Genomic DNA, 11,888 nt, shown 5'->3' on the forward strand with positions numbered 1-11,888 from the left:
ACACATGCTCCAACTAAAACACCCATCCATTTGAAACACAAAAAACTGTTCATCCAAGGGATTAATTCTTCCGGCAAGCCATTTCGGCCGAGCGATTGGGCTGAGCGACTCTGCGGGGTCATGGCTTCATTTAGGCCACCCGGCGATCATGCCGATCCGCGCTTTACCTTTTCACCCTATGCAAGGCCAGTTCAAATAGCGCAGATCAAGTGCGTCGTGATCGATACCCGACTGCATGACATCGACCCACGCGCCCTCGACTTTGTTCTCAACTTTGCCAAAGACAATGATTTGGCCATTGAGGAAGCATGCGAATTCGAACCTAAATCACAAACCCATACTTAAAAAGCAAAACCCGCCCTAATAAGGAGCGGGCTATGGCTAGGTACTACTAAACCAACAAAAACGTCTTAGGCTGCCATTGCCTTAATTGCTGCAGACAAACGGGACTTTTGACGAGCCGCGGTATTTTTGTGTGCAATTTTCTTGTCTGCAATTTTGTCGATGGTTGCTTGCGCAGCGACAAATACTTTCGCAGCAGCAGCTTTATCGCCAGTGTCGATTGCTTTGCGCACAGCCTTGATGGATGTACGAAGCTTCGAACGCAAACTGGAGTTGTGCTCGTTTTGTTTTACTGCTTGCCTGGCGCGCTTGCGTGCCTGTGCGGTATTGGCCATGTTTAAACCTACCTCTGTAATTTCAATGGGTTAAATCGTTCGATAGCAAGCTGAATAAATTGCCTTTACAAGGTAAATCCTCTTTTTGAGGGTTTTCTTGCAGATTGCTTTAGTCAGATCACCAAAACCCAAGATTTTACCTGAAAGCAGTTAAAAAGCCCAGTTGCCTGATAAATAGGTGAAAATTGACCCATGAACCTGCTCTCCGCTGCCGCCAAGGTTAGCTCCTTTACCATGCTATCGCGCATTACAGGGCTTTTACGCGAAACCCTGATTGCCCGTAGTTTTGGGGCTTCTGAGTGGACAGACGCCTTTAATGTAGCCTTTCGGCTGCCCAATCTGCTCCGTAGGCTCTTTGCCGAAGGGGCATTTTCCCAGGCATTTGTGCCGATTTTGGGGGAAGTTTCCAGTAAAGATGATCCCGCCCAGTCCAAAACCCTAATTAACGCGGTGGCCACCCTCCTCTTTTGGGCCCTTTTGCTGACCGTGGGCCTAGGCATTGTTGGCGCCCCACTCCTCATTTTGGCGATTGCCACCGGCTTTAGCGGCAGTCCCGCTTACGAAGCCAGCGTGGTCATGACCCAGATTATGTTTCCCTACATTGGGCTGATTTCGATGGTGTCGCTGTCGGCAGGCATTCTCAATACCTTTCAGCGCTTTGCGATTCCAGCGTTCACCCCCGTTTTGCTGAACTTGGCATTAATTGGTAGTGCGCTCTGGCTTGCACCCCAACTCGATCAACCGATTTATGCCCTGGCATTCGGCGTACTGATCGGCGGCGTTTTGCAATTGGCGATTCAAATTCCTGCGCTGCGTCGGCTGGGTCTACTGCCCCGCATTGGCTTATTGCCCGGCGCCATTCGGAGCGCTTGGCTAAATCCCGATGCGCGCAGAGTAATCAAACTTATGGGGCCGGCTGTCTTTGCCGTATCGGTTGCGCAAATCTCCTTAGTCATCAATACGAATATTGCATCTCGGTTGCAAACCGGCAGTGTCTCGTGGTTGTCGTATGCCGACCGCCTGATGGAGTTTCCTACTGCACTACTGGGTGTCGCGCTCGGCACTGTATTGCTACCTAGCCTGAGTCGCGCTAATGCCCAGCAAGATACAAAACAGGCTAGTGAGCTTTTGGTCTGGGGATTGCAACTCACCTTCTTACTGGCCGCGCCCTGTGCAGTAGCGCTATTGCTGTTTGGTGAACCCATCGTTGCAGTGCTGTATCACTACGGTCGTTTTACTGCGCTGGATGTCGCCATGACCCAGCATGCACTTGCCGCCTATGGCGTTGGACTGATTGGACTGATCCTAATCAAAATTCTGGCGCCTGGCTTTTATGCCCGCCAAGACATTCGTACACCCGTGCGCATTGCTTTGCTGGTGCTGATCTCAACCCAGCTCGCCAATATTGTGCTGGTGCCTTTCTTGGGCCATACAGGCCTAGCGCTCTCGGTTGGTCTTGGTGCCTGCTTAAATGCAGCCCTACTTTGGATTGGCTTACACCGGCGCGGCGCGATTGCGGCCGGCTTTGGCTGGACCAAATACCTCTTTCAACTCGCTATTGCACTGATTCCTTTATCGCTCCTACTCCACTATGGCGCCAACCTGCACCAATGGATCGCCATGCAGAGTGAGCCATGGACACGCATTGGTTTATTAGCTGCGTGGATTCTGGGCGCTGCTGTGGTGTATTTCATGGCCCTTTGGATTGTGGGCATTCGTTGGCAGCATTTTCGGCGTCATGCAAAATAGACCGTATGCCCACACGTCAACTTGATTACTTCACTTCCCTCGTTGCCGAGGATGATCATTTTCCATTAACCGAAGCTGCGATTGCAGTTGCGCAGCATGCTTTTCCAGATTTGGATGTGCAGCATACGCTCGATGAAATTGATGCCCTAGGTAACAAGCTAAAAAAACGCATCACTGCCGATACGTCGCAAGTGCAGCGCCTGCAACTGCTCAAGCATTTTTTTTACACCGAGCTGGGCTTTGGACCAAACGCGAATGACTTTTATGCGCCTGAGAATTCCTACCTGCACCACGTGATGGAGAGTCGTCGCGGCATTCCGATTTCCCTCGCGATCTTAATGATCGAGCTCGGCCAGCAAATTGGTCTGAAAATTCGTGGGGTCTCGTTTCCGAATCACTTCATGATGCGCGTCTCCTTGCCTCAAGGTGAAATCATTATGGATCCGCTCAATGGCGCCACCTACTCCAAAGATGAATTGCAAACCATGCTCGACCCCTACTTGGATGCCAAAGGCTATCGGGGTGAGACTGCACTTCCCTTGAGTATTTTCTTGCGTGCATCCAGTAGCCGAGAAATTCTCTCGCGCTTTTTGCGCAACCTGAAATTGATTTATTCCGAACATGAGCGCTGGGAACGCCTGCTTGGCATTCAGGAGCGCTTGGTGATTTTGTTACCCGACGCCATCGAGGAAGTGCGTGATCGCGGCCTTATTTTTGCCCAACTGGAATACGTACGTCCGGCCCTGCAGGACATGCAACAGTACATTAGTGAAGCGCCCGAGGCGAGCGATGCGGAAGAGATTCGCAGCCACATTGCCACCCTCGAGAGCCAAGCTCGCTCACATTAAAACCATTGCGATCAACTCGCCATGCCGACTGAATCGCATCAGCAGCCTCTCCTGTCCATAGCCGGTCCCACTGGATCTGGAAAGACCCACCTAGCCATGTTGCTCGCAGAGGCGGCGCAGGCGCGCAACATCACAGTTGAACTGATCAGCATGGACTCTGCGCTGGTCTATCGAGGCATGGACATCGGAAGTGCTAAACCCACGCTAGCCGAGCGTGCAGCAGTAAGGCATCACCTCATCGACATTCTCGATCCAACCGAAGCCTATTCTGCAGCGCGCTTTGCAGCCGATACCAAACAACTTGTCACGGAAATACGGCAACGGGGCAATGTGCCGGTTATCGTCGGCGGCACCATGCTCTATTGGCGTGCGTTTGCCTATGGCTTATCTAGCCTTCCCCCTGCTGACCCAATCATTCGGGCAAGCCTGGATGAGCGCGGCAAGGCGCTCGGCTGGCCAGCCATGCATGCGGAGTTAATGGCGCTTGATCCCATTACAGCAGCGCGCTTAGAGCCCAATGATTCGCAGCGCATTCAGCGCGCCTTAGAGGTTGTGCAGTCCACCGGCAAACCAATGTCGGCTTGGCTTGCAGAATCGCCCAGTGATGACGGTCGTGCAGGTTCATTGATTCCAAGCTGGCTGCGCCTGGTTTCCTTAGAACCCAGTGAGCGGGCAGAGCTGCATCAGAATTTAGAGAGTCGCTTTGATGGCATGCTCAAGGCCGGATTGATTGATGAAGTGCGTTTGCTTCGCGCCTATCCGGGTATCCATGCCGACCTACCCTCGATGCGCGCAGTCGGTTACCGTCAAGCGTGGGAGTTTTTAGATGGGCAGATCGACGCGGAACAAATGCGTTACAAGGCATTAGCAGCAACGCGGCAACTGGGCAAACGTCAACTGACCTGGCTCAGGGCAATTGAGGGCCGAACTGTATTTAATCCGTTTGATGCCAGCGGCTTACCAGCAGCGCTGCAATACTGCTTAGATCAAATCAGTACGATCAAATAACAATCGTTTGCGCTGCATTCGGTGCGCGCTCAACCACCTCACCCACAACCCATGCTTTTAGGCCCTGCGCTTGGAGTGAAGCGAGTGCTTTGTCCGCTTCGCTTTTAGCAAGAACAACCACCATACCAATACCGCAATTGAAGACGCGAACCATCTCTGCATCGACCACGCCGCCTTTCATTTGCAGCCAACGGAATAAATCAGGCAGAACCCAACTGTCGCGATGCAAAACAGCCTGAGTATGTTCTGGCAAAACACGGGGCACGTTATCCACTAGTCCACCGCCTGTAATGTGGGCCATGCCCTTCACATCCACTTCGCCGATCAGCTTCAATAATGGCTTAACGTAAATTTCAGTTGGTGCCATCACCACATCAATCAAAGGACGTCCGCCAATATCATCGCTTGGCTTGGCGCCAGCACGTTCAATAATCTTTCGCACCAAGGAATAGCCATTGGAATGGGCGCCGCTGGAGCCCAGGGCCAAAATGACATCGCCCGGCACAATCCGGCTGCCATTAATGATCTTGGATTTTTCAACCGCGCCGACTGCAAAGCCGGCTAAATCATATTCGCCATCAGGGTACATGCCTGGCATTTCAGCGGTCTCGCCGCCAATCAGGGCGCAACCTGCTAGCTCACAGCCAGTAGCAATACCGCCCACCACCGTTGCCGCGGTATCCACCGTCAGCTTGCCGCAGGCAAAGTAATCCAGAAAAAAGAGGGGTTCTGCACCCTGGACCAAAATGTCATTCACGCTCATCGCGACCAAATCTTGACCAATGGTGTCATGGCGATTCCATTCGAATGCCAATTTGAGTTTGGTGCCCACGCCGTCGGTACCCGAGACCAAGACCGGCTCCTTATAGCGCTTGGGCACCTCAAACAGGGCTCCAAAGCCGCCAATACCAGCCAGCACACCCTCGCGCATGGTTTTCTTAGCCAGCGGCTTAATGCGGTCGACCAGGGCGTCGCCAGCGTCGATATCAACGCCAGCATCGCGGTACGAGAGGCTTTGGGCTTGGGAATTAGGGGAGGAGCTCATGGGGGCCGTTTGGAAATAAGGTAAAAGCATGCGTTGATCGGTAGAATCATTGAATTCTAGAGGATCAATGCCCCATGGCAGAAATTTTTACCCCTTTTTTGGCTGCTTTTATTCTTGCCTATGCCCTACGCCCTGTAGCAAGCCGGCTGGAGGGCCTGCACATCCCCCGCGCCTTGGCGGCGACCTTGACGATTATTTTTGGCCTGAGCCTCGTTACTGGGCTTTTCATGCTGCTCATTAATCTCCTTGGCCATGAAATTCCCCTGATCAAAACGAAACTGCCCATTTGGGTGCAAAACACCCAGGCATGGTTAGAACCCACCCTAGCCGAACACCACATTCAGTTTGACTGGACCGCACTCCGCGAAACCGTGACACAAAAAGTAACCAGCCACCTCAGTACAAATGCCGATGCCTTAGTCAGCTCTACGCTCGACACCATTCTTTTATCGGGTAGCTCGGTAGTGCATGGCTTTGTTAATCTCATTTTGATTTTGTTTGTCTTGTTTTATCTCTTAATCGACTGGGATCACTTTTTTAAACTAATCGAGGGCTTCATTCCTCCCCGCTTTGCGCATACCGCACGTCATCTCTGCATGCATACCGATGGGCTGCTATCCCAATACCTGCGCGGACAGATTTTGGTGATTTTGGTGATGGCGACGTTTTATAGCATTGGCCTGAGCCTCGTCGGGATGGATGGCGCCATTGCATTGGGCGTGTTTACTGGCCTGATGATCATCATTCCCTACATCGGTATTGCCCTAGGACTCGGCATTGGCATTCTCTCAGCCATACTGCAATTTGGCTTTGGCTCTGAGTTGCTGTGGGTGCTAGCCATCTTTGGTGTCGGTCAGTTTTTGGAAGGCTTTTTTCTGACGCCGCGACTGGTGGGCGAGCGCATTGGCTTGCATCCCGTTGCCGTGTTGTTTGCCTTAATTATTTTTGGCAAGCTCTTTGGGTTTTTTGGCGTCTTACTCGCATTACCCGCTAGCGCCGTCAGCTTAGTCTTGATTCAATTTGGCTGGTCTTTGTACATCAAGAGTAGCTGGTACCAGGGCAAATGAGCTCCAATGCCCTGCCACGGCAATTTGCCCTCGATCTTGGTCGCGCGCACCAAGCATCCTTGGGTAATTTTTTGCCTGGCGGTGATCGCGCTCTGATCTCTACCCTACAAAAAATTACCGAGCAGTGGGCCGCACCCTCGGCAACTCCAGCAATAGTCGATGCAAACCCCCTAAACCACCGTTGGATTTATTGGTGGGGCGCACCCGGATCAGGTCGTAGCCATTTGTTACGCGCCCTCATATACGCAGCGCAAAATGCCTCACTTCCACATTACAACTTGAGGAGCGATGAGCCAAGCACGTGGGTGAAGCTGGAAGCAGAACTGCCAGAGCAATTAAAGGCGTCTACCCCTACCGTCATTGCCGTAGATGATGTGGATCTGCTTGATGAGCGCTTAAGTAGTGCACTCTTTCGCATTCTCAATACGGTACGGGATAGTCAGCAACTGTTCGTCTTTATGGCGGGCAGCGATGCTCCTGCCAACCTCAAGTTGCGCGAAGATTTGCGGACGCGCCTTGCTTGGGGTCTGGTGTTTCAGACCCATTTACTGAGCGACCATGAGAAGATACAGGCCTTAGAGCAGGCGGCGAGCGATCGTGGACTAGTACTCTCGCCTGATGTACTGCCATGGCTTTTGAGTCGGTTTTACCGGGATATGCCCAACCTGATGGCGCTACTCGATGCCCTTGATGCCTACTCTTTAGAAACAAAGCGGGCCGTTACCTTACCCCTAGTACGCGAATTACTGCAGCTTTCCAGTAGTCCGAATAATGAATTGATGAACCGATGACACAACTTGCTTTATTTGATCTGGACCACACCCTGTTACCCTTCGATAGCGATTACGAGTGGGGTCAATTTTTAGTTCGCCAAGGGGTGGTCGATGCGGTTGATTATGCGCAGAAAAATGATCAGTTTTATGCGGACTACAAGCTCGGCAAGTTAGACATCGATGCATTTCTGCGCTTTGCTTTAAAACCGCTTTCCGAGCATCCCCGCGCAAAGCTGCAGCAATGGCATGATGCGTTTATGGCGGAAGTGATTATTGGCAAATTGCATCCAGCAGCCATTTCTTTAGTTAAGCGCCATCAAGATGCCGGCGATCTATGCTGCGTTGTCACTGCGACCAATAGCTTTGTCACCCGCCCGATTGTCAATGCATTCGGGATTTCGCACTTAGTGGCTACTGAACCAGCCACCGTCAATAATGAAGCGGGCCAAATGTTTACGGGCGCAGTGCATGGCATTCCCAGTTTTCGGGAAGGCAAAATTCAGCGAGTGCAGGATTGGTTGGCCTCCCTAGGTCACACGATGGATCAGATGGAGAAAAGTTATTTTTATTCCGACTCACTCAATGACCTGCCACTATTAGAACAAGTGAGTCATCCCATCGCAACCAATCCGGACCCCCGCTTGCGTGCAGAGGCCGAAAAAAGGCAGTGGCCCATTTTGGAACTGTTCGCATGATTACTAAGTTAATTCAGCGCATTTTCCGCCGCAGCCCCCGAGCCAAGCTGACGCAATCCGCTGCTGCCGGCGCTCCCAAGCGTATTAGCAAAAAAGCGCATCGAATTGACCCACAACTCCTCTCCAAAAATGCAGTCAAAGTAACCCATACCTTGCAACAAGCAGGCTATCAAGCCTACATCGTTGGCGGCGCAGTGCGTGATCTTGCGCTCGGCATTGGTCCAAAAGACTTTGATGTGGCAACCAATGCCACACCGGAGCAAGTACAAAAGCTGTTTCGGAAATCGCGCCTCATCGGTCGCCGCTTTCAGATTGTGCACGTCACTTTTTTTGGCAAAGAGCGCCCTGAAATCATCGAGGTCTCCACCTTCAGGGCCTTACTTGAAAATGCGGGTGACCACGTCGCCGACAGTGGCCGCATTCTGCGCGACAACGTTTGGGGCACTCAAGTAGAGGATGCTACGCGGCGTGACTTCACCATTAATGCCATGTATTACGATCCCGCTACTGAAACCGTCCTCGATTACCACGGCGGCATGGCAGACATGCAGCAGCGCACCCTGCGCATGATTGGCGATCCATCCAAACGCTACCGTGAAGACCCGGTGCGCATGTTGCGGGCGATTCGGTTTGCGGCCAAAACGGGCTTTACCCTATCCCCTGAAACACGTGCGCCGATTGCCAAATTAGCCAAGTTGATTCATGACGTGCCCGCTGCTCGGCTCTTTGATGAAATCCTCAAACTACTGATGTCGGGCTACTCGTGGCAAGCCATTCAGGGCTTACGGGAGGCGGGTCTGCATCACGGGGTATTGCCCATGCTGGATGCCGCGCTCGACCCCAAAGCCGGTGTTCCCGGTAATGAAGCATTTATTCGCTTGGCGCTCAGCAATACCGATGAACGGATTCAGAATGGCAAAGGGGTTTCTGCCGGCTTTCTGTTTGCTACCCTGCTGTGGCCTGAGTTACTCAGCACATGGCAAAAAAATCTGGCTGCCGGCATGCCGAATATTGCCGCTTTGCATGCCGCCATGGACGACGTGATCGCAACCCAAAGCAAGGGCATGATGATTCAACGCCGCTTCGAAGCCGACATGCGGGAGATCTGGGCTCTGCAACCTCGGTTCGATAAACGGATTGGTCGTTTCCCACAACGCATGCTGGAGTTACCGCGCTTTCGGGCAGGGTATGACTTCATGTTGCTCCGCTGCGCTACGGGTGAGCGCCCAGAAAGCCTCGGGCAATGGTGGACCCGCTTTATTGATGCCGACCCGGTACAGCAAGAAGCATTATTGGCCGCCGTCAAAGAGGAAGTTTCCCTCTCTGGTGCGGGCGGCCCAGCAAGCAAACGCCGCAGGCGGCGCAAACCCAAAGCAGCCGCACCAGGCCCTGATCAGGCTGCCGCCGACTAAATATGGGCTGCCAAGCACGTTTTGGCAATCTTCAGTAAAGTACTCAGATATTCAGTTGGGACTCACTATGGCAAAAGCATTTATTGGATTTGGCGGCAATGTCGGCGATACGCGCCAAATCATTACCGATGCCATGGTTTGCTTGGCTTTGCGTAGTCAATTGCGGATCATCCATAAAAGCTGTCTTTACCAAAGCGCGCCTGTCGAAGCGACGGGCGGCGACTACATTAATTCCGTAGTCCAAATTGAAACCGACTTAACGCCTTATGGCTTGCTGCATGTTTGCCAAACCATCGAGCAGCAGTTTGGCCGTGAGCGTCCCTATGAAAATGCGCCGCGCACCTTAGATCTGGATATTTTGTATTTTGAAGGGGTTGCACAGGGCGATACCGAACTGACCCTGCCTCATCCCCGCATTACCGAGCGCTCGTTTGTCTTGCTGCCCCTCTTGGAAATTGCGCCGGATTTCTTTTTGCCAGAATTTGGCGCACTCAAAAGCTACCTACCCCAGGTAGCGCATCAGCGTATTGAAAAACTGACCTGCCGCAACTGCGCCAGTGACGAAAAAGCCGAATATCGCCCCCCGGCCCATTAATTCATTACACTGGTGGCATGAGTTATTTGCAAGGCGAAAAGCCCATTACGATTTCTAAACTGCTCTCGATGCATGCAGAGCAAGAAAAAATTGCCGTCCTGACGGCCTACGATTCAACCATGGCTGCGCTTCTGAATCGCTGCGACATTGATGTCATTTTGGTGGGCGACTCGCTCGGTAATGTTGTGCAAGGCCACAACAGCACGACACCGGTTACCGTTGATGAGATGGCGTATCACACCCAGTGTGTTGCTCGGGCTAACGCCAAAGCCTTTTTGATGGCCGATTTACCCTTTGCCAGTTATGGCGATCCCTACCTTGCCCTAGAGTCTGCCGCTGAACTCATGCGTGCAGGTGCCGACATGGTGAAGCTCGAGGGTGGAGGCGACTGGCAACTCGACATCATTGCCCACTTGGTTGAGCGTAGCGTACCCGTATGTGCTCACCTTGGTTTGTTGCCACAGTCGGTCCATTTGCTTGGCGGCTATAAAGTACAAGGCAAAAACAAAGATGCCGCAGCGCTGATGTTGGAACAAGCCCAGGCGTGCGCCGCTGCTGGTGCCCAACTGCTGGTGCTAGAAGCCATTCCATCGGCATTAGGGAAAAAAATTACAGAGGCTGTGTCCATTCCGACGATCGGCATTGGAGCCGGACCAGACTGCTCAGGCCAAGTATTGGTATTGCCGGATATGCTCGGAATTAGCCCGGGTAAGCCACCTAAGTTCGTAAAGAATTTTATGGAAGGCAAGCCCTCCATCGAAGCGGCAGTCAAAGCCTTTGTTCGCGACGTGAAGACGGGCCGTTTTCCGGGTCCGGAACACGGCTTCGCCTCCTAGTCGATTCAGCGCTTAACTAAAAAAGCTTTTCACGCTATCAAACCATCCTTTTTGATGGGGATTGTGTTTTGCGCCGCCTGATTTTAGGCTCTCATCAAACTGCTTGAGTAGGTCCTTTTGCTCATCGGACAGCTTGACGGGTGTCTCCACCATCACATGCACAAACAGATCACCCACGACAGCTGAGCGCAATCCTTTAATGCCTTTATTGCGTAAGCGGAATGTTTTACCCGTTTGCGTTCCCTCTGGAATCGGAAACTCAACCCGGCCAGTCAATGTTGGTACTTCAATCTCGCCGCCGATGGTTGCGGTTGCAAACGAGATCGGCATTTGCACATGGAGATCAGTGCCATCACGCTCGAACACCGGATGCGGCTTCACGCGTACCTCGACATACAAATCGCCACTGGGGCCTCCATTGACGCCAGGCTCACCATTGCCCACCGAACGAACGCGCATACCATCATCGATGCCTGCCGGAATTTTGATCTCTAAGGTTTTCTGTTCTTTTAACTTACCGCTGCCATGGCATTGCTTGCAAGGCTTCGGAATGTATTGGCCAGTACCGCGGCACTTGGGGCAGGTTTGTTGCATTGAAAAAAAGCCTTGTGCAACCCGTACCTGTCCCTGACCGTTACACGTTGGGCAGGTTTCAACCTTGCTGCCAGGTTCGGCGCCACTGCCGCTGCAGTGCTTACAGTTACTCCAACTGGGTACTCGAATTTGGGTGGAATAACCCTCGGCTGCTTGCTCGAGGGTAATGTCCATGTTGTAGCGCAGATCGGCGCCTTTATAGACCTGGGGGCCCGCACCGCGACCACCGCCTTGGCCAAAAATATCCCCGAAAATATCACCGAAAGCATCCGCAAAACCGCCGCCTGCAAATCCACCGCCGCCCATATTGGGATCAACGCCCGCATGGCCGTACTGATCATAGGCAGCGCGCTTTTGAGGATCGCTGAGCATCTCATAGGCTTCTTTCGCCTCTTTGAATTTAGCTTCTGCACCCGGATTATCCGGATTGCGATCGGGGTGGTGCTTCATCGCTAATTTGCGATACGCCTTTTTTAATTCCTCGTCGCTGGCATTTTTTCCAACGCCCAGCACCTCATAAAAATCGCGTTTACTCGTAGCCACAGCCTCTTCCTCTCAGCATCATTAAAACGACACAAGTCGGCGCTGG

At 52.5% G+C, this 11,888-nt stretch carries 13 protein-coding genes; 10 read left to right on the forward strand and 3 right to left on the reverse strand.

Going from position 1 to position 11,888, the window contains the following annotated elements:
• Positions 1 to 30: 30 nt before the first annotated feature.
• Positions 31 to 345 carry a DUF3579 domain-containing protein gene (locus AOC34_RS08440; protein WP_407675561.1) on the forward strand — a complete coding sequence of 105 codons (315 nt, stop codon included), beginning with the start codon at positions 31 to 33 and terminating at the stop codon, positions 343 to 345.
• Positions 346 to 410: 65 nt separating this feature from the next.
• Here AOC34_RS08440 and rpsT read toward each other — a convergent pair whose 3' ends face one another.
• Positions 411 to 677 carry a 30S ribosomal protein S20 gene (gene rpsT, locus AOC34_RS08445; RefSeq protein ID WP_108469646.1) on the reverse strand — a complete coding sequence of 89 codons (267 nt, stop codon included), beginning with the start codon at positions 675 to 677 and terminating at the stop codon, positions 411 to 413.
• 192 nt (positions 678 to 869) lie between these two features.
• Between rpsT and murJ the strand changes: the two genes are divergently transcribed.
• From murJ to miaA, 3 genes are read left to right on the forward strand one after another with little or no spacing between them, the layout of a single operon-like run.
• Positions 870 to 2,426, forward strand: a complete 1,557-nt coding sequence (gene murJ, locus AOC34_RS08450; RefSeq protein WP_108469647.1) for a murein biosynthesis integral membrane protein MurJ — start codon at positions 870 to 872, stop codon at positions 2,424 to 2,426.
• Positions 2,427 to 2,431: 5 nt separating this feature from the next.
• Positions 2,432 to 3,274, forward strand: coding sequence for a SirB1 family protein (locus AOC34_RS08455; RefSeq protein ID WP_108469648.1), 843 nt, complete (start codon positions 2,432 to 2,434; stop codon positions 3,272 to 3,274).
• A 21-nt stretch (positions 3,275 to 3,295) separates the two neighbouring features.
• Positions 3,296 to 4,282 (forward strand): tRNA (adenosine(37)-N6)-dimethylallyltransferase MiaA, encoded by a 987-nt coding sequence (gene miaA / locus AOC34_RS08460; protein WP_108469649.1) that lies wholly within the window; start codon positions 3,296 to 3,298, stop codon positions 4,280 to 4,282.
• Here miaA and purM read toward each other — a convergent pair.
• Positions 4,275 to 5,327, reverse strand: coding sequence for a phosphoribosylformylglycinamidine cyclo-ligase (purM, locus tag AOC34_RS08465; protein ID WP_108470133.1), 1,053 nt, complete (start codon positions 5,325 to 5,327; stop codon positions 4,275 to 4,277). The genes miaA and purM overlap by 8 nt on opposite strands.
• Positions 5,328 to 5,401: 74 nt before the next feature.
• On the opposite strand from purM, the gene AOC34_RS08470 reads away from it, so the two are divergent.
• The 6 genes from AOC34_RS08470 to panB all read left to right on the forward strand — a co-directional run bounded on the left by AOC34_RS08470 (position 5,402) and on the right by panB (position 10,705).
• Positions 5,402 to 6,394, forward strand: coding sequence for an AI-2E family transporter (locus AOC34_RS08470; RefSeq protein ID WP_108469650.1), 993 nt, complete (start codon positions 5,402 to 5,404; stop codon positions 6,392 to 6,394).
• The gene (gene hda, locus AOC34_RS08475) at positions 6,391 to 7,185 is read left to right on the forward strand and encodes a DnaA regulatory inactivator Hda (RefSeq protein ID WP_108469651.1); all 795 of its coding nucleotides are present in this window, start codon (positions 6,391 to 6,393) and stop codon (positions 7,183 to 7,185) included. The genes AOC34_RS08470 and hda overlap by 4 nt, the downstream gene beginning before the upstream one ends.
• Complete coding sequence (locus AOC34_RS08480) at positions 7,182 to 7,862, forward strand: histidinol-phosphatase (protein ID WP_108469652.1); 681 nt, start codon at positions 7,182 to 7,184, stop codon at positions 7,860 to 7,862. The genes hda and AOC34_RS08480 overlap by 4 nt, the downstream gene beginning before the upstream one ends.
• On the forward strand, positions 7,859 to 9,274 hold the full coding sequence (pcnB, locus tag AOC34_RS08485; RefSeq protein ID WP_108469653.1) for a polynucleotide adenylyltransferase PcnB: 1,416 nt from the start codon (positions 7,859 to 7,861) through the stop codon (positions 9,272 to 9,274). Before AOC34_RS08480 ends, pcnB begins: the two co-directional genes overlap by 4 nt.
• 67 nt (positions 9,275 to 9,341) lie before the next feature.
• A complete protein-coding gene (gene folK, locus AOC34_RS08490; RefSeq protein ID WP_108469654.1) occupies positions 9,342 to 9,869 on the forward strand; it encodes a 2-amino-4-hydroxy-6-hydroxymethyldihydropteridine diphosphokinase in 528 nt (175 codons plus the stop codon).
• A 17-nt stretch (positions 9,870 to 9,886) separates the two neighbouring features.
• On the forward strand, positions 9,887 to 10,705 hold the full coding sequence (gene panB / locus AOC34_RS08495; RefSeq protein WP_108469655.1) for a 3-methyl-2-oxobutanoate hydroxymethyltransferase: 819 nt from the start codon (positions 9,887 to 9,889) through the stop codon (positions 10,703 to 10,705).
• A 12-nt stretch (positions 10,706 to 10,717) separates the two neighbouring features.
• Here the strand turns inward: panB and dnaJ are convergent, their stop codons facing one another.
• Positions 10,718 to 11,842, reverse strand: coding sequence for a molecular chaperone DnaJ (gene dnaJ, locus AOC34_RS08500; protein WP_108469656.1), 1,125 nt, complete (start codon positions 11,840 to 11,842; stop codon positions 10,718 to 10,720).
• Between the last annotated feature and the right edge of the window lie 46 nt (positions 11,843 to 11,888).

The sequence above is a fragment of the Polynucleobacter difficilis genome, from assembly GCF_003065365.1.
In the GTDB taxonomy this organism is placed as follows: Bacteria; Pseudomonadota; Gammaproteobacteria; order Burkholderiales; family Burkholderiaceae; genus Polynucleobacter; species Polynucleobacter difficilis.